We start from the raw sequence: 21541 nt of genomic DNA, 5'->3' as shown, positions 1-21541 counted from the left end.
TATTTTCATGTTAAGGAACTATTTTTTAACAATAAATTTATTCAGTCGTAAAATCAAATATTGATTTCCTTATACCTGGATTCAATTTTGTCGGTTTGAATAATTATATTGGTAAGAACGTAATTCACATTTTTCAATTATGGCAAGCAAGTACGTAAATGTTAAGGAGTATACGGTCAGAGCACACAAGCGTCTGATTCATACTAGAGTTTTTCATTTTGTCTGTAAGCAATGCAACTCTCCTACAGAGAGGGAAACTTTTGGACCTCGCCCACTATATTGCGAAAAGTGCCGTCCACCTCAGCCATCTGGGAAATCACGCTTTAGATCTAGTAATAAGCGTGCTAAACCGGTACCAATGACCTATAAAGGTGAAACTGACGATAGAACACAACTTTAACTTAAAGACATATGAATTCAAAAGGACAATTAAAACCTCCCCCCCAAGACTTTATACAACCACTGCTAGGATTACGAGACCATTATGCTCGTCTGGTCAAAGAGTATGAGACTCTATATCAAAATGCACGTTCGCAACTAGCTCATGTAGAAGCTTTGCTAACAAATAATAGCGATGTCAATGGTCTTAATGGAAACAATTCTGTAACTTTACTAGATGCAACACCAGTTAGTGTCGCTGAAGCATCCCTCACGACTGAGGAAATTATTAGCAGCAGTGACTCTTTACCAAAATCTCTTGCAGCAGCGAACAAAGCAGTTGAGGATACTCAACAATCAACCAAGCAAGAATTAGGAAAAAGTTCGGGTTCTTCCCAAGATTCAGATGTTTCTTCTCCTGCACGTGCAATTCCAACTGTTCAGAAAAGTAACAAATCTAAGCAGTTGGTTCCTGATATTCCAATGGTTGCTGAATATGAAACTCTAACCAGAATGCAAGCAATAGAAAAGCTATTGCAAGAGCACATTGGTGGAGTATGCCATATAGATTTCATTGTGCGATCGCTTTACGGAGATTTAGAGCCAAACTTATTTAAAGTAGTCAAAGGGAGAGTTCAATCTTCTCTAACCCACGGGAAAGAAAAGACTTATTGGTCTGCAGTTCCCGAGGAACCTGGTTGTTACACCTTTGATTTAGAAAAGTTACCGCTCAAAAAAGGTAAATCAAAGTCTAAAGCAAAACAAAAGAAACGTAAACCTTTTGTACTGCCAAAAACTAGGCGTATACCAATGCTAAGAGCCTATGAAGGTAAATTCTTAATTGATGCCATTTCTGATTTTCTAGAAGAAAATAAAGGAACAATTTTCAGTGTGGCTGATATTATCACTGGGCTTTATGGGGACTTAGACGAGCAACAATTGCGAGAAATTAAAAGTGCCGTCCTCAATGAATTATCTAGAGGTTATCGTATCGGTAGATTCTCTAGGGTACCGAAAAAAATAGGCTATTACACCTGGGAGATGGATGCAGCTAAGGAAAAAACAGTTAATTAGCTTAGTGTTATATGTTTTAGTTACCCGAGCCCGTTAAAACCAGTTGAATCTAAATCTCTAAAATTGTACAAACATTGGATTTAATCCTTTGTTACTGCCATTTTAGAGATTTACATTTTGCAGAAAGAATCACTGTAAATTCGCTCACGGGGTGACAAGTGCTCCAAAACTTTGACCGAACAAGGGTTGGGAGTTTTTTGCAATTTCCTCACTTTTATTTTTACACCACAACAATTGCAAAAAAACCTATAATTATTTTTATACTAAGTATATGTTTGGACAAAATCAAATCAAGCAATGGCAAAAATCTAAGAATTTAGGTATGAATTTGTCCAAAATATACCCTAATTGCAGCGCTAGGCTTGAGTCAAAATATAACCTGTGGTGCGCACACCTATGGTATGTTTAGGGCGTGGCCAATTCGAGTACGCTTCACCAATAGAATTCAAAGCTTCCAAAAGACCTCACAAGAAAAAATACTTTGTCCTAGTTATATTTACGACAGACATTCTTTAATTTTCTTTGCCTAACAATAAGATAAGTTAATACCTAAAGATAATGAATATATAAAATTAGGTGGCTGTTACAGCCACCATTACTTCTGGTAGATTTAAGTTGTAATTTTAAATCAAGCAGCTAAAACAAAGTCAACATCCTCGCTACCTTCAGTTTCAGACTGACCGGATTGTAATTTGTTACCATTTACATCAATAGCAAAGGGAGTATCTTCAAGATTTAAGTTATAGTCTGTTTTTTCACCGGTGTAACCAACACTAGCAATCATTTTTCTGCCTGCATCAGTATATTTAAAGGCCAACATTTGATTTTTTTCTTGTTTATTGTCATACGCCCAGATAACCATATATTGTTCACCTTGATAGTCAAAAATTTTGGGCGGACGATTGGGGACATAACGACCAGCATCACCAAAGCTCACATCTAAAAATTCTTGAACAGAGCTTTCTTCTACAGTTGCATAAGCAACCTCTTCTGGTGAGGTGACTTCAGCATCGCCTTCACTCTCATCAATAACTTCTTCTTTCCCGCGATTTTGAAAATAATCTACCGCTGCTTTAGTACCGATTGCACCAACAGCTGCAATTCCAGTCCCAACAAGTATATTGCGCAGTGTTTTATTCATGATTTACTCCGATTGCTGAAAGTACCGTCGTAAATAGTAGCATCACTTACGCGAAATTATCTATCTCTATATTGTTTTTTTGATATCAGAATAAATGTAATATTTATATCCTTAAATTACTTGGGTAGCTGCTTTAATAAGTGATGTGATTTTAAACTATTTATCGACTGTATTGTAGTTATTGAAAGATTATAAGGAATTTATCATTAGTTGATGAAAATTTATGACCATAATCTTTTATGATGATTGCAATCATACAGATGAGTTATATTAACTCAGGTGCACAATGATTCAACAGAAGTCAATAAGGTAATATTTTTATACATTAGTTGTGACCATAAAATATAAATATCTATTAGAATTAAGGTTTTAAGTTTCGTTAATCAAAAGTTAAATTTACATTTAAAACTTGAAATAAAGATACCGAAAGATAAATTCATAATACTCTTAAATCTGTTTGTGTAAATACAAATAATTTAAAATAATTTAAACATAAAATGTAGAGATACGATATATCGCACCTCTACCTAAATGTCCGACCTTTTGGTTAAAAGTGAATCCAAAAGATAGATCGTTAACCAAATTTTAAGTTGCTACTTTGACTTAGCTTCTAAAGTTTCTAAACGACTCCTTAAATCCTGGTTCTCCTTTTTTATTTGATCGAGTTCTTCGCGTAATTTACGCACAGCGCTATCGGAGCCAATATTTTTTTGTACTTTGGGGATTTGCTCTTCTGCAAGACGACGCACTCTTCCGTCTGGTGTTTGATTTGCCAAAGTTTGCAAAATAGCTATCGCTTTGGGTGTTTCCATTTGTCCTAAAGCTACTGCAACTGCAACTTGAGTTAAAAAGAAGGTTTCTTTCGCCAGTTCTTTTAACTTGTCTAAGATATTTTCTAAATTTGCAGGAGTTTGACCGATGCTAATTTTACCCAAGGCGCGGATTGCAGATAAACGTAGTGCTTGGGGTACTCCAGGCTTACTATACTCCATCAATATATTTAAAGCTGCTTCACTAGTTTTCAGTTCGGCTAAACCTGCTATAGCACCACTTCTGACTACTTCATTCCAACCAGCTTTTTCTTGTAAGACAGACTTGAGTAACTTGATAACTTTTTCTTCCTTGGGTTTTTCATCTTCCCCTGAAGCTGCGGCTATCGAGCCAATAGCAGTGGCTGCGGAGGCTTCTACATAATAACTGCTATCCCCATTTTGAACTAAATTTTTCAAAGCTTTGTAACTGTCATAGGTTTTAATATCTGCTAATGCTTGAACTACTGCTCTGCGTACAAAAGCATTTTGGTCTACTAAACCAACAATCAAAGCATCAAAAGCTTGGTTTAGTTTGATTTTGGCAATTTGTTTTGCAACTTCAACGCGGACGCCCCAAAATCGATCGTTTTTCAAAGCTTCTGCTAATGCTTTCAAGGCTTCTAAGCCACCTTTCTTTGCTAAAGCTGTAGCTGCATAGATCCGAGAGATAGGATCGGGGTCTAATTCTAGCTGTGCTTTTAATTCTGGAATTGAGTACTCTAAAGATACAGTTTTTAGGAAATTATTGCCTGCATCAAAACTAATAAAATCAGGCTTGGAGTCCAGAGGGAAGTAAAAACTTTGTTCGCGTTCATTAATCCGCACAGTGAAAATTTTAGATGTTGGCTCTTCTTGCTGCTTATAACCAAACCCGATGGGAATTTTTAGATCAAATAAATCCTTGCTGTTACCATCTGCTTTTGCTTGGGTTTGAGTAACTGTAACTTTTGCTAAATTTGCGTCTCCATCCCAGGAGTAAGCAACTTTAAAGTCAGGATGACCTCCACGATAAACATATTGATCGAAGAGAAACATTAAATTTCGACCAGTCGCTTTCTCAATAGCCCGTAGTAAATCTATTGTTTCTACGGTTTGATGGGCATTATCGCCGACAAAAGTTTGAATTGTTTTCCAAAATAACTCGTCGCCTAATTCAGCACGAATCATATGATATACGCAAGCACCTTTTTCATAAATATGGCGATCGTATAACTCTATGGCTTCCCGATAAACATGAGTTACCATTGGGCGACGATAGCGATTACTATCTTCAGCTAAATAACTCCGGGCTTCTTTTAAGCGATAGTATGCAGCTTCTTCGGCTCCATATTCGTTTTCTGTCCACATGACTTCTGAATAAGTCGCCATTCCTTCTTTTACCCAAGCATGGGACCAATGTTTAATTACAACTAGATCCCCAAACCATTGGTGTGCGAGTTCGTGAACGACTAAACTTTCTGCAAAACGATTATCTAATGCTGCTCTTTCGTCCAACAAACACCTATCGGTTAAAAGTGTGGTGGAAGTATTTTCCATCCCGCCAAAAATAAAATCTTCAACGCAGACTTGAGCATATTTGGGATAAGGATAGGAATAACCATATTTAGCACTCAGGAACTCCATCATCTTGGGAGTTTTGCTCATAGTGCGCTTGGCGTCATCTTCTCTACCTTTTTCTACATAATAACTAACTGGAATATCATTCCAGCGATCGTTAATGACAGCAAAATCACCGACTGCTAAAGTCATTAAGTAGGTCGGATGAACTTCTTCCTGGGACCAATGATAGATTTTTTGATCTCCATCTACTTCCTCAGCAATTAGTTTACCGTTGGAAACAGCAATAAATGATTTGGGTACGCGGACGCGAATTGCTGAAGTTGATAATTGTCCGGGGTAGTCAAAACAGGGAAACCAATAGCGGGAATCTTCATCTTCACCCTGAGTCCAAACTTGGGTATTTTTTTTCGGATAGTGTTTATCTGGTGCAACAAAGTAAATTCCCCGTTGGGGTTTATCTACAGAATAGGCAATGTCGATAATTATCTGTTTACCTATTTGGGTTTTTTGGTTAAGCTCGATTTCTAGCTTCTCACCATCATAGTCAAACTTTTGCTGGCTCTCATTGACCTGTGTAGATTTAATGTTGAGATTGACAGCATCTAAAGTCAAACGGTCAATATTGTTACGAATAGGATTTAAGGTAATCTTACAATTGCCTTGGTAACTTTGATTGGGAATATCCAAATTGAGATCAAGAAAAATATGTTCTACTTGTCCCGGACGGTCGGGATTATATTGAGGTTTTGAACCCGGTAACTCAAAAGATTTATGACGGTTATTTTCCGTATCGAAATAAGATTTCAGCATTGATTTTTCTAACTATGATTTTTTCTAGCAACGAAATGCGGATCTGATGGGGTTAAATAAGAACACTTGCTAAGTATTTTGGCAAAAAATAAAGGTATGGTTAAATTTTTCTTTCCCCTTTAAATTCTGTCTGCCCCGTTCTCAATAAATATTGGCGCATATAAATAGTTTGATGTGAATAGTTTAAATATTTTCTTCTGCTTAAACTAATTCAAAACCACAAGCATATGCTATGTTATTAATTCTTTCATCTCGATTTTTAACTCCGTTTTCAAACTCCCGACAGATAAATTGACAAGGTTAGGTAATTCTTAACAATACAACTTAATTGAAAATGTGCATCAGAATTAGAATTCTGATTTTATTTGACAATTTTTCTCTGATTTATGCCGAATTAATATCTTCTGGATAATAAACCTAACAAGTACTAGAAATGCTTATGCTATCTTTTGCCTTTGTTTTTTCCTTTAAATATTAGTTTTATTAAGTCCTATGTTTTATTAAGTCCTATATTCTATGACAATTTCATCCTTTATTCACAAATTAAAATTATTTTTTAGTTAAATAATTATGTCATTTATCTAGGGGACATAGCACTTTGTTTGCCCTGTTTTTTCTAATTGCAGCAATCAAAATCGAAAATAGTATGCGGTATGACCTCAAAAATCAGTAAATCTCGCTAAATTACAATATCTGTTGCATAAATCCGAATACTCTACCATGACGTTTGTAGTTTGTTAAATCAAAATTTGAAGGAAAAGAGGTTAAATTAGCTATAATGCCACAAAACAAAGCAAAATTTTTAATCCCCGCAGTAGGCGCAGCTTTAGTACTTGGAGGAATTGCAACTGCAACTTATTTATTCTTAAAGGGTGGTCCTTCTGGAACTATCTCAGATGCTTTGGGTAGTGCGAAACTGGTTCCAGATGAAGCAATCATGACAGCCTATATCTCGACCGATCCCAAACTATGGTCGAATCTAGAAAATTTTGGAACTCCGGAAGCGCAAAAACTAATTACTCAAGGTCTAGAAGATTTCAAAAAAGATTTGACAAAAGATAGCGATCTTTCCTACGAAAAAGATTTAAAGCCTTGGCTGGGTGGAGTAATGTTCGCCGTACTTCCACCAAATCCAGTTCAACCGACCCAAAGTGCTCCTCAAGAACGGTCTGAGCCTAATTTACTTATGGTTGTGGGAGTTAAGGATAAACTCGCAGCATTAGATTTTTCCAAAAAACTAAAATCACAAAAAGACGTCGAGACAAAGGAAATAGATTATAAAGGCGAAACAATTACAGAAACTATTGAAAATAAAGGAGCACCTAGTTACAGTGCGATTTTAAACGATCGAGTAGTATTTGCTCCCAACAAGGAAAACGTACAGCAAGCGATTGATACCTATAAAGGTGAAGCATCTTTTGCAAGTAAGCCTGGGGCAGATAAATTATTTAATCACAATGTAGACTTACAAAATACTTTAGTAAAAGTATATGTACCTGACTATGGAAACACTGTAAAACAATTACTCACTACCAACTCTTCCTCTCAAATACCTCCACAAACCTTGGAACAGTTGAAGCAGGTTAAGTCTATGATTGGGGCGATTGGAGTTGATGATGTAGGGATTCGGATGAAAGCGACTGCAAATCTGGATCCCCAACTTACCGAATACCAGTATCCCAATAGTCCTTCAAATTTAGTCAATCTGTTTCCGGTAGATACTATCCTTTCGGCAAATGGTAAGGGTTTAAAAGGTGTTTGGTCAGCTTTTGTCAAACAGTCTGAAACTAATCCCGAACTTAATCAAGCCCTTCAGCAAACAAGAACTCAACTGCAAGCTATCAATATTGATTTGGATAAAGATATTTTTGGCTGGATGGATGGAGAATTTGCATTAGCTTTAATTCCTGCGAATCAAGGAGTTTTAGCAAATACTGGTTTTGGTGCGGCGCTAGTATTTGACACAAGCGATCGCCAAACAACTGAAGCAACGTTCGATAAAATCAATAATATTGCCCAAAATCAATTACCTATAAGTATTCAGAAAGGTAAAGTTGGCGATAAAGACGTGACTAAGTGGGAGTTTCCGGGACAAGGTGCTTTAGTAACCCAAGGTTGGTTGGATAATGACACAGTATTTATGGCTGTTGGTGACTCTGTAGCACAAACGGTTGCAACTCCAACAAACCCGTCTTTGAAAGATAGCGATCCCTTCAAAACTATCGCAGGTTCTTTACAGCAGCCAAATAGCGGTTATTTTTACCTGAATATGGATCTAAGTATGGATATCTTTGACCGTTTTGCTGCATTACAGCCAATTCCTAAGGAAGCAAGAACTGTACTAAATTCGATTCGCGGGGTGGGTATGACAGCAAATAATCCTAACAAAGAAATTTCACAATTTGAATTTGTGTTAGCACTCAAGCGGAAAAGTGAATAAGAAGTAAAAAGTAAAAAGTAATGAGTAAGTAAGAAGTAATGAGTAAGTAAGAAGTAATGAGTAAGTAAGAAGTAATGAGTAATTAGTATTGTTAATTCCTAATACCCAGTCGCCAATCCCCAATCCCTAGTCGCCCATCCCCAATCTTTAATGGGAAAATAATATCAGCCCGATCCACAGTTACAAGACCTCCAAATATGACCGAAGCAGCTACTCAAGTCCGTAAAGCAGATCATATCCGTATTTGTCTGGAAGAAGATGTACAGTTTCGCCAAATTTCTAATGGACTCGAACGTTACCGTTTTACACATTGTTGTTTACCAGAATTAGATCGTAATGATATCGATCTCACTACTCAGTTTTTAGATAAACAACTTGGTGCACCTATACTCATTTCTTCCATGACAGGAGGTACAGAACAAGCTGCTACCATCAATCGTCGGTTAGCGATCGCAGCACAACAATACAAAATCCCTATGGGTGTAGGCTCTCAACGAGTAGCCCTAGAAAAACCAGAAGTCGCAGATACTTTTGCTGTGCGTAAATATGCTCCTGATATACCTTTATTTGCTAACTTGGGTGCTGTACAACTCAACTATAATTGTGGTTTAGAACAATGTTTGCGAATAGTTGATACCCTAGAAGCAGATGCTTTAATTTTGCATATCAACCCACTACAAGAATGTATCCAACCTCAGGGAGATACAAATTTTCACGGTTTATTTGACAAAATTGAAACCGTTTGCTCAAAATTGCCAGTCCCAGTTATCGCCAAGGAAGTGGGAAATGGAATATCGGCAGCCATGGCGAAAAAGCTTCTTAGTGTTGGGGTAACTGCAATAGATGTAGCTGGTGCGGGGGGAACATCCTGGGCAATGGTGGAAAGCGAACGAGCTCAAAATGCTATGGGACGTCGTTTGGGCAGAACTTTTTCTGATTGGGGTTTACCTACGGCTGATTGTATTAAAAGTATTAGAACAATAGACGTAAATGTGCCTTTAATTGCTTCGGGAGGATTGCGTCACGGATTAGATATCGCAAAGTCCATTGCTTTGGGAGCTAATATTGCAGGATTGGCAATGCCTTTTTTAAAAGCTGCTGCTACTTCAGAAATAGCTGTATGCGAACTAATAGAAGTTTTGATTGCTGAAATTACTACTGTATTATTCTGTACTGGTAATATTAATCTCGAACAGTTGAAGCGTTCGCAGAGTTTACAACTAGTACAAAGATTATAATAGTAAAAGATTAGAATAATTTAAGTGGTCGTATTAGAACTTAATGACTTCTGTTCTGTTTGAGAAATTTAGTGTAAATACGAGGGATTTTCAAGTAAAAATATACCACCATTCAGGAAGGAGTTGATGCATCCCTATGGTTCGCAAATTATGGTGTGAATTATTTTGAAACTCCTTAAACCAACAGCCTAAAGTTAATAGTTGTTGGTTCTAATTTTCTTTCAATGATGACTAACAACTGAATACTCCTAATAAAGAACTAAATCTAATTCTAAAAATGGCCAATTTTGTTAAACAAACTTTTGCTAGCTTAGTAGGAAGTTTGCTGGGATTATTTATTTTTTTTGGTATTGGAACTACCGGATTACTTCTGCTGTTATTTGCAGCAACTTTTTCTCGAGAACCGGAACCAGTTGTAAAAGATAAATCATTTTTGGTATTTGACTTATCAACGAAAATTACTGAAGGACAACCCAACTCTAGTGAATTTTTTCAACAGGTAATATCGGGTAATTACCAAAAACAAATTTCACTCAGAGCTTTATTAGATACGATTGAAAAAGCTAAAAATGATAAACGAATTATCGGTATTTATTTAGATGCAAGTAAAGCATCTCAAGGAGAAGCTGAAGGTTTTGCGACCCTGAGGGAGATTCGTCGCTCTTTAGAAAAATTTCGTGATTCGGGGAAAAAGATTGTTGCTTATGGAACGAACTGGGGGGAAAAAGGATATTACCTAAGTTCGGTCGCTGATACTGTAGCAATAAATCCTTTGGGAGGAATGGAAATCAACGGTTTTAGCTCCCAACCGATATTTCTTGCTGGTGCATTTGAAAAGTATGGTGTTGGGGTACAAATTGTCAGAGTTGGAAAGTTTAAAGGTGCTGTGGAGCCACTTATACTGAAAAAACTAAGCCCAGAAAATCGAACTCAACTTCAAGTATTGCTTAATGATTTATGGTCGGAGTGGCGTGCAACCGTAGGTAAAAATAGAAAAATAACCCCACAGCAGTTACAGCAGATAGCAGATAATCAAGCTTTATTATTAGCAGATCGAGCTAAAGCTAATGGTTTAGTAGATAAAGTTGCTTATGCTGATGAGGTGATCGCCGATCTGAAGAAATTAACTGGTAGTAAGAAAGAGGATAAAAGTTTTCGCCAAATTAGTTTGGCTCAATATGCAAAAACCCGCGATGCTTCTTCACCCACTAAACGCAGGTCGAAAAATAAAGTTGCTGTTGTCTATGCTGAAGGTGCAATTGTCGATGGTAACGGAGAAAACGAACAAATTGGTGGCGATCGCTTTGCCAAAATATTCCGAAGTATTCGTCAGGACAAGAATATAAAAGCGGTGGTTTTGCGAATTAATAGTCCTGGAGGTAGTGCAACCGCATCTGAAGTGATGCAAAGGGAAATACGTCTGACCCAAAAGCTAAAACCTGTGGTGGTTTCCATGGGGGATGTTGCAGCTTCAGGGGGTTATTGGATTGCTGTGGACTCCAATCGAATTTTTGCGGAACCAAATACCGTTACAGGTTCTATTGGTGTGTTCGGAAGCATATTTAATATTCAGGAACTAGCAAACGATAATGGTATTACTTGGGATAGTGTTAAAACCGGACGTTATGCTGATAGTCAAGGTGTTTCTCGTCCTAGATCTCCCCAAGAGTTAGAGATTTATCAGCGCACAGTCAATAGTATTTATGATGTATTTTTGAATAAAGTTGCCAAAGGTCGCAATCTTCCTAAAGCAAAAGTTGCAGAAATTGCTCAAGGAAGAGTTTGGTCGGGTACCAGAGCTAAGCAAATTGGTTTAGTTGATGAAATTGGCGGTTTAGATAAAGCAATTGCACATTCAGCTAAATTGGCTAAATTGGGTAATAATTGGCAATTGAAAGAATATCCGAGATTGAGTTCATTTGAGGAACGCTTTTTTGGTGTAGCTAAGGAAGAAGTAAGCGCAATTATAGCTCAGCAAAAATCTCAAGAATTGCTATCTCATCCACTTGGAGGTGAACTTCGTAAGCTTAAAGAAGAGATAGAAATTTTTGAAAATATGAAGGATCCCCGGGGTGTATATGCTCGTTTACCTTTTAATTTCCGGATCGAGTAGAAACAGTTAACAGTTATCAGTTACCAATCACTTAACTCATTACTGTGTGCTGTTGTGTACACTTACGTGTCCCGCTAGGCTAACGCGCCCCGCTGTTCGCTGTAAGCGAAGCGCGTCCAAGATGCACCTGCGGTGAACGCTGACCTTACTCCTGACTCCTTACTCCTGACTCCTGACTCCTGACTTTTTACTTTTTACTTTTGACTTTATTTATGGATCCACAAACCAAACGCCTTTTGCTACTTGTTGTGTCTTGTTGCGCGATCGGTATAGTTTTTGGTGGCGCGATAAGTTGGATGCAAAGTACTACTTGTTTGCAAGCAAGTAATATAACTAGCCAGTGTCTAACTCAGAATCCTATTGAAAAAATTATACAGGGTATGGAAACTGGTTTGGGAGCAGGTGCAGGAGCGGCGTTTGGAATTGCGTGGCAATTTAACCATAAAAGTTAGATATCTATTTCCTGTTTGCTTCCAAGCAAATATTATGTCCTGGGTGATATATCTTAAGTGATATATCTATTGTTAATTAAATCAGGTATGCAAAAGCCTTCAAATTTATTATTAAAACTATCTAGGCGTATATTTGAAGATATCGAATCAAGGGAAAAATTTGTTGAAGCATTAATTAACCCCAAACCCTTCCATCCTTGTATTCTTTGGTGTGGAGAAAAACCCCAAGATTCTCCATTTGACACAGAATTTCCGATTGATTGGCAGCCTGATTTTATCGATCGCTTATCTTTAACAACTAAACCGGGTAAACATCCACTCCATGAACAAGGATACTTTTACTGCTTAGATTTTTCGTCTGTATTTGCAGCATCAAGTTTACTCACAATCTCTCCCCAGAGAACTTCTCAGCCAGTAAATACAATATTTGACATGTGTGCTGCACCTGGAGGGAAAAGTATTTTTGCTTGGAAACTTTTACAACCGAGCTTACTTATTAGTAATGAAGTAATTGGTAAACGTTTGGGAATGTTAATCTCTAACTTTAAACGCTGCAATATTAATCCTCACCTGATAGTAAATAGAGATCCCAGTGTTTTTGGCGAAAATATATCTTTATCCAGCAACCTAGTAATTGTTGACGCTCCTTGTTCTGGACAATCTTTACTAGCTAAAGGAGATAAAGCTCCGGGATGTTTTCATCCAACTATTATTAGTAAAAATGCTAATCGTCAAAAAAGAATTCTTGCTAATTCAGCTAAAATTGTTGCTCCACAGGGATATCTTTCCTATACTACTTGCACTTATTCACCAGAAGAAAATGAAAGAGTTTGTGAATGGCTGTTAAAAAAATTTCCTCAGTTTAGAGCAATTGAGATTAATCATTTGCAAGCCTATCAATCTCAATTAACAAATATTCCTTGCTACCGCATGTTTCCTCAATCAGGTTTGGGTGCAGGTGCATTTACAATTTTGTTTCAAAATACTGAAGAAAAAGCGGTACAACCGATAAATATGGAGATTTTATCCAGTTTTACTAAGGTAATTGGAGGCGCTACGTGCAAGTAAAAAGTCAAAAGTCAAAAGTCAAAAGTTAAAATATATCCTACGAACACGCTTTGCTTATAAAAGTCAAAATAAAGTGGGTAGGAGGCGCTGCGCGCAAGTCAAAAGTTAAAAGTTAAAAGTCAAAATATATCCTACGAACACGCTTTGCTTATAAAAGTCAAAAGTAAGTGTGTATAAAAGTAAGTTAAATTGATCGAGAAGTATCAGAAGACCTAAATATTGCGATCGAGTTTATTTTTCAATAGTGGAGATAATTTCTAATTCTGGATATCCTGTTTCTCGATCCATATTCCGAATGAAGGTAAAATCGTCGCTACTACCAATAATAATTTCTGCTGTGGTGTAGATAATACAACCGTCAACTAAATGTCCACCAATTACATTACCATATTGGTTGGAAACTGTAATATGTAAATGACATCCAGTATTGGCAATCGTGCCATTTAAAGCCAATATTTCAAAGTAATTATTTAAAACAATAGCTTTATCTTGATTTGCAAAACGAATAGATGCTTCTTTTAAACTACCTGTTGCAGTTACTATAAATCCTGCGGTAATATTTTTGTCTAGAGCAAAATTTTGTAAACTCTGACGTAAATCCTGATTTGGTTTGAGTCTGAGGGGAAATAATTTCATAAAAATTTCTCGGTAGTTTATGCTAAAGCACAGACGCGGCGTAGCCGTTTGTTGACGCAGCTACGCTGAACACCCTCAGGTGCGGGCTAACGGACACGCTGCGCTAAGGAAACCCAGTCCATTTATGGCTGGGAGGTAAACGTAGAGCTGGCGTAGCCTATCATGGGCAGCATGCGTGCTCAAAAACGCCCCGGTGGTTTTAACCACCTTGAACAATTAAGCCCGTAGAACGTTTAAGTAATTGAACTTTGTTCTTAGAAAACTGGCCTAGCCGTTTCCATTCAGTATTGCTAACAGAAACTTGTGATTTGGTGTCACCACTCACCCAGCCTCTAAATGTCTTAGTCCCTTGGAACGCTTCAACATAGTCACCTTTCCTGAAACCATGTCTAGTAATAGTTCCGCCATACTTGCGACGTTTGCCGCCCTTACTAAACTGCAATAAGTGAAGTTGGCGACGGCTGATGGGAGGACGCCGAATAACAGTCAATGGACAAGCTGTAACATCAACCCTACCTACCCACCCCCTAGAATTAGTTGAGGTAATTTGATACTTCATGAATTCACTGGCAGCCAGAGCAATCCCATCTACGGCATGAGTGGCTACGACTGCATCTGATTTTGAATGTTTTTGTTTAACTAGTCCTAATTCACGTCTTATTTGTGCTGTTTGCCAGCCTTCAATGGTTTCAACGTCGTAAGAGTCGAGTAATCGATCTATTTGCCATTCTTGACCAACCATTACAGGACTAAAAGCTTTGTTCCCTTTGGCTTGAACGCTTTCAATAACAACATCAATAAATGGAAACAATTTATCTAATTCATCAAGAACGCGTTTTTCTAAGTCGCGATTAGCTTTGATTGAAGGAGCAATTTTATTCTGACGACGGTTGTCAAATCTTGCTTGTCTATGAGCGCGTTGATTATAGGATTGTTTACGGTTAATTCTGCGACTTCTTCTATTACGACGCATCATAGCCCGTGTTTCCATTCTGTCTTTTACTTTCTGGAATGGTAAGTATAGGTGCCCTAACCACAAAGTAAATTTGGCTGATTGTACAGCAATCCCTGTAAAAAGCTTGCCTGGATCTATTCCAGCTACAACTTTCTGTTCTTTACGCCCACTAGGGTCAAAATTTATTTGAATAGCAAATACTTGTAAATCGTTTTTGTACAGTTTTGCTTTGCCTTGTTTGAGCCAACGTCGCGCTCTAGTAGGTTTTGTTGGCATTAAGACTCTACCGTCTTTATCAATTACTGGCACTCTTAACATGGAGATAATCCTTGCTGTGTAAAGTTATTAGTCCCCTCGGTCACCGTTAACAACATGTCCTGCCTTAACACAGCACCTAAACAATTAGGTTTGAAGATAATACAGACTGGGGAAGCATCTGTAAGTTCGTAGCAGTTAACGGCTTGTAACCTAGTCAATTCTCAGTAAGAACTGTTTCTTACAAGCCCAGTCACTTTAGTGCTGGGTTATTGACCACTTTTCACACCCACAACTAAAGCTACAAACCTGTATTTTAATTGTTAAGGGTGACCTCAAATAAATTAATTTGAAATAATACCGCAGCGACAAGGGATATACAGAAAAACCAATCGTAGCTTTCATAACCGATGCTGAATTTCAGCAAAAAAAAACACAGATAAACATTTTACGAAGTTTACCTGTGCGAACTTTACTCTAGCCAAAATCTGAAAATTTCTAAATCTTGTTTACATCAATTTGAAATTTTATTTAAATTGTGATTCTAAATATCGTGAAGATTCATACCAATTTTGTAAGTAGGTTAATTCCAATTCGCTAGCAACCTTCGAGAAAAACTCTATTTGTTGCGATCGCAGATTGGTAAATAATTTTAAGAAAAGTAAAGCAATCACAGCTATACCAATTCCGGTTGCAGAAGTAATTAAGGCTTCACTAAGACCAAGAGTTACTGCACTAACATCGGCAGAATCTACTTGACCGTTCTTCATATTAGCAAATACTGCGTATAAACCGCCAATAGTCCCTAAAATTCCTAATAATGGGGCAATAGCAGCGACCATCTCTAATACTTTTTCACCCTGACGCATACCTGTCAACTCTTTCGTTCTTGCTGCTTGTAGTGCGTGGTGAAATCCTTCTGGGGAAGGTTCCCTCAACCTCAATGGAGCTAACAAAAGACGACCTACCGCCAAATTTTGGGCACGAGAAGCAATTACTTCTGCATTTTCTAGGTCAAATTTCGCTGCCCTGAGAATTTCTTGCACTACCTTTTTTTCCCAGATTGTTAACCTTAACCAGAACCAAATACGTTCTAAAGCATAGGCGAAGGTGACAACTGATAAACCCAACAGGGGCCACATCATGAGACCGCCTTCTCGAAAGGTATGGAAGAATGTGGTCATTGTTATCAAGCTAAATGCTGATGGGGTGAAAATTCAGTCTATTATTTCAGTAGAATAACTCATTATTTTGAATCTGGGAGTTAAGTTGAATACAAGTTATTGGCGATAGCACTGCGTGCCGCCTTGCGGCACGCAGTGCTATCGCCAATCCCTAATACCCAATCCCATATAAAATATAAAACAGCGCTTTACATTTCTTAAATATCTATAATTTATAGGAACGATGGCAAGAGATTTACGGGGATTTATTAAAATTCTGGAAGAAAAGGGACAATTAAAGCGAATTTCGGCTTTGGTTGATTCAGAACTAGAAATTGCGGAAATTTCTAACCGCATGCTGCAAAAAGGTGGCCCAGGTTTATTATTTGAAAATGTTAAAGGTGCTGATTTCCCTGTCGCGGTTAATTTAATGGGAACGGTGGAAAGGATATGTTGGGCGATGAATATGAAACATCCCCAAGAATTGGAAACTTTGGGGAAAAAGTTGGCGATGTTACAACAACCAAAGCCACCGAAAAAGATTTCCCAAGCAATAGATTTTGGTAAAGTGTTGTTTGATGTTGTCAAAGCTAAACCGGGACGAGATTTTTTCCCGGCTTGTCAACAAGTCGTGATACAAGGCGATAATCTAGATTTAAATAAGTTACCCTTAATCCGTCCTTATCCCGGCGACGCGGGCAAAATTATTACTTTGGGATTGGTAATTACTAAAGATTGTGAGACAGGTACTCCAAATGTGGGCGTGTATCGCTTACAACTCCAATCCAAAAATACCATGACCGTACATTGGTTATCGGTACGGGGTGGTGCAAGACATTTACGTAAAGCTGCTGAAAATGGCAAAAAATTAGAGGTTGCGATCGCTCTGGGTGTGGATCCATTAATTATTATGGCTGCAGCGACACCAATTCCTGTAGATTTATCAGAGTGGTTATTTGCTGGTCTTTACGGTGGTTCGGGAGTTCAACTAGCTAAATGTAAAACGGTAGATTTGCAAGTCCCAGCAGATTCTGAATTTGTTTTAGAAGGAACAATTACTCCTGGAGAAGTGTTGCCTGATGGTCCTTTTGGCGACCATATGGGATATTACGGTGGGGTGGAAGATTCGCCTCTGGTTCGTTTTCAATGTATGACCCATCGCAAAGACCCGGTGTATTTAACCACCTTTAGCGGTCGTCCCCCCAAAGAAGAAGCAATGATGGCGATCGCATTAAACAGAATCTATACGCCGATTTTGCGCCAACAGGTTTCGGAAATTGTTGATTTCTTCCTTCCAATGGAAGCTTTAAGTTACAAAGCGGCGATTATTTCCATTGATAAAGCATATCCGGGACAAGCACGACGAGCTGCTTTGGCGTTTTGGAGTGCTTTACCACAGTTTACTTACACAAAATTTGTGATTGTGGTCGATAAAAATATCAATATTAGGGATCCGCGTCAGGTAGTTTGGGCGATTAGTTCCAAGGTTGACCCGACCCGAGATGTGTTTATTTTGCCCGATACTCCTTTTGATACCTTAGATTTCGCCAGTGAAAAAATTGGTTTGGGGGGACGGATGGGAATTGATGCGACTACCAAAATTCCTCCAGAAACCGATCATGATTGGGGTGCACCTTTGGAGTCCGATCCGGAAGTTGCGGAAATGGTGGAAAGAAGATGGGCTGAGTATGGTTTAGATGATTTAGATTTGCAGGAGGTTGACCCCAATTTGTTTGGGTACGATATGAGATGAGTAAAAAGTAAAAAGTAAGAAGTAAGAAGTAATGAGTAAAAAGTAAAGAGTAACCAATTACCAATTACCAACTACCAATTACCAACTACCAATTACCAATCGCCAATCCCTAATCCCCAGATTTTTCTTCATCTTCTCGATTAAGATAACGGGGATAGGGAAGATTATATTTAGCAAATACTTGTTTTGCTCTTGTAGTTAAATCTGTTTTGTAGATAAATTCATCCCTCGCATCAAGGGGATAACTTTTGAGTTGAAAGCGGGTTCCCCAAGGCGTTTCTTCTACCCATACTAAAATTGGTAATTTTAAGTGAGTGTATTTACTTGTATGTGCGACGCGGTAAAGTATTTTTTTTACTAATTCAACATCTACCGAGTGATGTAGGAAAAATTCCGTAACTACTTGAGCTTCTAATGCTCCCATGTTGGCGTTAGATACCGGGTCTGTCCAAATCTTATTGTGGGGAATAGTAACAATGTTATCTTCTGGAGTCCTGAGACGAATTCCCCTCAAACCATAAGTCATTACTTCACCGTAGCTATCTCCTAATTGGATGCGATCGCCAAGACGATAAGGTGCTTCAAATAAACCAATGATACCTGCAATAATTGAACTGGCGTAGTCTTTAAAAGCAAAACCCAAAGCTACAGCAATTGTCCCTGTAACTGCGAGTAAGTTATCTCGCGACAAGTTCAAAAACAAGTTCATTAAAAATATGACTGTGATGGTTAATACCATCATTCTCGTAAAAGGAATAAACTGTTTAAATTGTAATCGCCATTCTTTAGCAACTCTTTCTGATAACCAGTTAATTAATTGGTCGACTACTTTAATTAAAATGTAAGAAAGAGCTAAGGCTATTAATGCTTGAGCAATTTTTTCCGTGGTGATTTGAGTAATTACTTGTTGGGTTTTTTCTACAGTTTGTTTTGCGACGTTATTATTAGATTGAGCTAATATAAACAGTATTAAATTGATTAACATTAGTCAGATTCATCAATAATAAAATTATTATTGTCCAGTTCTTTTTTGAGGCGGGGATAGTGAATTGTATTTACACTAAGTGTATCATCCTGTTGTTGGATTAATTCTACACGCTGTAGTACCCTGACCCGACCCTTAATGGATGATTGTGGATCTCCTAAACTATCTGCTAAAGCAGACAAAGTTAAATCTCCATGTAATAAAAGAGAATATAAAACATAGAGGTCATGTTGCTCTAGACGGTTTAATGATGGTAGTTCGGGAGTTTTCACCCTCAAAAGACCTGAATGTTCTTCTGTATTTGATTCTACAGGCTCATAGCAAATTGATTGCAAAAATATTTGGACTGCAACACTGCTAATTCCTTGACTGACAGATGCTAACCGGTTGAAATATTTTGTTTGATTATATTGAAGTTCTTTATACTGTTGTTTCACAGTATTGTTATTCTCTAAGTCCGGTTCTGCAAAACTGATTTCGAACTCATCAACAATAGGTTGTAACCAGGTTTTTAGTTGCTCGCCCTCAAGTTCTGGCAATATTAGAGAATTACCACAATAAGCCTCAAAGTTCGAAATACAATTAAGATATTGCCAACCAACTAAACCTGAACCAATGACCCAAAACCGGGTACGATCTTGAAGCAGTACATCTTGTATATAGTCAATTCCTTCTAAACCTTCAAAACAACGTAGATAACACCAATTCAAGTTTGGGATTACAACAATTTCTGGTTGTTTTGCTTCTGTAAATGCTTCTTCCCGATCTAGTTGTTCCCGTAGCTCGGTAATGATATTTTTCTGTGCTGGTCTTCCGTTTAATTGTAAATATCGCAGGGGTATTTCAGAGTTTGCAGCCCAATTATTTAAGTTATTGGTCAATATACGTGAGACTGTAGTCACAGGTGAACTTAAAATTATCAAGGAATTATCAGCAGTTTTTGGATTTTCATGCCATTCTTCTAAAGCTTCATCCAATTTGGAATGAATAGCTTCCAATCCTGCATCATTGCTGGGTAAATTTTCAATCGCTGCGACTAACTTAGATTTTAAAGATAGTGGTAATTCTGTTAGTGATACTTCTGTTTCTTTGTCTTCTTTTTCATTGTTGGGAAACGCAGAAAGCAATAATTCACGATTTTTGTGCAACCAATTTTGAAATCCTTCAAACAATCCACCCATCTTATATCCCACATTCCGCACCCCACAGCCTCAAAAATTAGCTAACGCCAATAATAGTACATAAAGACTATCAAAAATTTAGATTTATTGAAGGTAAATGAGAAATATTACTATTAAAGTCAGTAATTATTTATTGATTTGCCAGTATTGTAGGTTTTACTTGAACGTCTAATTTTTCTGATAGGAAGAACAGATTTTAATAAGTTTTCAGGCACAGAAAGTGTGAAAATACTAGCAAAGTATTTTTATTCATTATTTTACAGGTGCTATGTCTACTCTTGAAGAAATTGAAATTAAAAATATTGACCATTTGGGAATAGTCGCCGGAATTATTGATTCAATTGGTTTAGTTGAAATAGTTAATAACTTAGTTGGAGAAGATATTTCCGAAAAAATTAGTCCTGGTCATGTTGTGAAAGCAATGATTTTAAATGGTTTAGGCTTTGTTTCTGCACCACTATATATGTTTTCAAATTTTTTTGAGAACCGAGCTTGTGAACATTTGATTGGAGAAGGAGTAAAACCTGAATATCTAAATGATGATAAATTGGGCAGGACGATGGATAAATTATTCAGTAAAGGATTAAGTAATATTTTCTTAGCAATTTCATTAAATGCAGTTAAAACATTTGATGTATCATTACTATTTGAGCATCTAGATTCTTCATCTTTTCATCTCCATGGTGAATATAATAAAAAAAAATTGAATGGTAATTTACCGGAAATAAAAAGCACAGAACCAGAAGAAATTAAAATAACATATGGTTACTCTCGTGACCACAGACCAGATTTAAAACAATTTATTATTGATTTGATATGTTCTGGAGATGGAGATATACCAATTTTTTTCAAAACTGCATCTGGGAATGAAGCCGATTCAGCCAGTTTTGGAAAAATATTACTTGATTTTAAAAAACAAATAGAAATTGATAGTTTGATGGTAGCAGATAGTGCTTTATATACTGCTACAAATTTAAAATTATTATCTGATATTAAATGGTTATCTCGTGTACCATTATCACTGGCTGAAGCAAAAAGACTGGTTGCAAATATAAATGATTCTGAATTAGTCAAAAGTCAAATAAATGGTTACTCGTATGTTGCGAAAGAAAGTAGCTATGCCTCGGTTAAACAAAGATGGTTGATAGTTCAAAGTGAAGCCAGGAAGAAATCTGACCTACGACAATTAGAAAAAAGAATTCAAAAGTCAGGAATTAGCGCTAGTTCACAATTAAAAAAATTACAAAGAGAACAGTTTAATTGTTATGAGGATGCAATGAAAGCAGCATCAAAGTTATCTAAAAAATTCAAATATCATAATTTGGATGACATTCAAGTTAGTGAAAAGATGTTGTCTAGTAGAACTGAAAATCAAAAATGTTTTTATCAAATAGAAGCAACATTATCAAAAAACGAAGTTGCGATTAATAACAGTATTCAAAGTGCTGGGCGTTTTGTTCTTGCTACAAATGTTTTAGATGAAAGCATACTCAGTAATTCAGAAATGATTTCTGAATATAAAGCTCA

The 21541-nt window shown here is 37.2% G+C and carries 16 protein-coding genes; 9 read left to right on the top strand and 7 right to left on the bottom strand.

The features are described 5' to 3' along the window. The first annotated feature begins 139 nt into the window (after nt 1-139). The gene (locus QNJ50_RS15200; protein ID WP_300636615.1) at nt 140-400 is read left to right on the top strand and encodes a hypothetical protein; all 261 of its coding nucleotides are present in this window, start codon (nt 140-142) and stop codon (nt 398-400) included. An 11-nt stretch (nt 401-411) separates the two neighbouring features. Next, nucleotides 412-1452 (top strand): hypothetical protein, encoded by a 1041-nt coding sequence (locus QNJ50_RS15195; protein ID WP_300636613.1) that lies wholly within the window; start codon nt 412-414, stop codon nt 1450-1452. A gap of 628 nt (nt 1453-2080) precedes the next feature. Here the strand turns inward: QNJ50_RS15195 and QNJ50_RS15190 are convergent. After that, the gene (locus tag QNJ50_RS15190; protein WP_300636637.1) at nt 2081-2596 is read right to left on the bottom strand and encodes a hypothetical protein; all 516 of its coding nucleotides are present in this window, start codon (nt 2594-2596) and stop codon (nt 2081-2083) included. Nucleotides 2597-3186: 590 nt separating this feature from the next. Beyond that, a complete protein-coding gene (locus QNJ50_RS15185) occupies nt 3187-5775 on the bottom strand; it encodes a M1 family metallopeptidase (RefSeq protein WP_300636611.1) in 2589 nt (862 codons plus the stop codon). A gap of 778 nt (nt 5776-6553) precedes the next feature. On the opposite strand from QNJ50_RS15185, the gene QNJ50_RS15180 reads away from it, so the two are divergent. The 5 genes from QNJ50_RS15180 to QNJ50_RS15160 all read left to right on the top strand — a co-directional run bounded on the left by QNJ50_RS15180 (nt 6554) and on the right by QNJ50_RS15160 (nt 13086). After that, a complete protein-coding gene (locus tag QNJ50_RS15180; protein ID WP_300636609.1) occupies nt 6554-8215 on the top strand; it encodes a DUF3352 domain-containing protein in 1662 nt (553 codons plus the stop codon). A 197-nt stretch (nt 8216-8412) separates the two neighbouring features. Beyond that, the gene (gene fni, locus QNJ50_RS15175) at nt 8413-9453 is read left to right on the top strand and encodes a type 2 isopentenyl-diphosphate Delta-isomerase (protein WP_300636607.1); all 1041 of its coding nucleotides are present in this window, start codon (nt 8413-8415) and stop codon (nt 9451-9453) included. 277 nt (nt 9454-9730) lie between these two features. Beyond that, complete coding sequence (sppA, locus tag QNJ50_RS15170; RefSeq protein WP_300636605.1) at nt 9731-11566, top strand: signal peptide peptidase SppA; 1836 nt, start codon at nt 9731-9733, stop codon at nt 11564-11566. Nucleotides 11567-11778: 212 nt separating this feature from the next. Then, nucleotides 11779-12018, top strand: a complete 240-nt coding sequence (locus QNJ50_RS15165; RefSeq protein ID WP_300636603.1) for a hypothetical protein — start codon at nt 11779-11781, stop codon at nt 12016-12018. Between the two features lie 87 nt (nt 12019-12105). Continuing rightward, the gene (locus QNJ50_RS15160; protein WP_300636601.1) at nt 12106-13086 is read left to right on the top strand and encodes an RsmB/NOP family class I SAM-dependent RNA methyltransferase; all 981 of its coding nucleotides are present in this window, start codon (nt 12106-12108) and stop codon (nt 13084-13086) included. Between the two features lie 231 nt (nt 13087-13317). Here the strand turns inward: QNJ50_RS15160 and QNJ50_RS15155 are convergent, their stop codons facing one another. The 3 genes from QNJ50_RS15155 to QNJ50_RS15145 form a co-directional block, all read right to left on the bottom strand. Continuing rightward, nucleotides 13318-13722, bottom strand: a complete 405-nt coding sequence (locus tag QNJ50_RS15155) for a PPC domain-containing DNA-binding protein (protein ID WP_300636599.1) — start codon at nt 13720-13722, stop codon at nt 13318-13320. 199 nt (nt 13723-13921) lie between these two features. Further along, nucleotides 13922-14995 (bottom strand): RRXRR domain-containing protein, encoded by a 1074-nt coding sequence (locus tag QNJ50_RS15150; protein WP_300636597.1) that lies wholly within the window; start codon nt 14993-14995, stop codon nt 13922-13924. A gap of 464 nt (nt 14996-15459) precedes the next feature. Beyond that, a complete protein-coding gene (locus tag QNJ50_RS15145) occupies nt 15460-16077 on the bottom strand; it encodes a MotA/TolQ/ExbB proton channel family protein (RefSeq protein WP_300636595.1) in 618 nt (205 codons plus the stop codon). A gap of 262 nt (nt 16078-16339) precedes the next feature. On the opposite strand from QNJ50_RS15145, the gene QNJ50_RS15140 reads away from it, so the two are divergent. Continuing rightward, nucleotides 16340-17848, top strand: coding sequence for a UbiD family decarboxylase (locus QNJ50_RS15140; RefSeq protein ID WP_300636593.1), 1509 nt, complete (start codon nt 16340-16342; stop codon nt 17846-17848). A gap of 109 nt (nt 17849-17957) precedes the next feature. Here the strand turns inward: QNJ50_RS15140 and QNJ50_RS15135 are convergent, their stop codons facing one another. Next, nucleotides 17958-18833 carry a mechanosensitive ion channel domain-containing protein gene (locus tag QNJ50_RS15135; RefSeq protein ID WP_300636591.1) on the bottom strand — a complete coding sequence of 292 codons (876 nt, stop codon included), beginning with the start codon at nt 18831-18833 and terminating at the stop codon, nt 17958-17960. Then, nucleotides 18833-20026: an ArsR family transcriptional regulator gene (locus QNJ50_RS15130; protein WP_300636589.1), complete on the bottom strand. Its 1194-nt coding sequence runs from the start codon at nt 20024-20026 to the stop codon at nt 18833-18835. Before QNJ50_RS15130 ends, QNJ50_RS15135 begins: the two co-directional genes overlap by 1 nt. Nucleotides 20027-20282: 256 nt before the next feature. Here QNJ50_RS15130 and QNJ50_RS15125 point away from each other — a divergent pair. Next, nucleotides 20283-21541, top strand: a 1259-nt coding sequence (locus QNJ50_RS15125; RefSeq protein ID WP_300636587.1) for an IS1634 family transposase, incomplete at its 3' end; no start/stop codon positions are given.

The organism is Mastigocoleus sp. MO_188.B34 (genome assembly GCF_030065675.1).
Taxonomy (GTDB): domain Bacteria; phylum Cyanobacteriota; class Cyanobacteriia; order Cyanobacteriales; family Nostocaceae; genus Mastigocoleus.
Note: the sequence above shows the minus strand (reverse complement) of the source record. Positions and strands in the feature narration are given on the sequence as shown.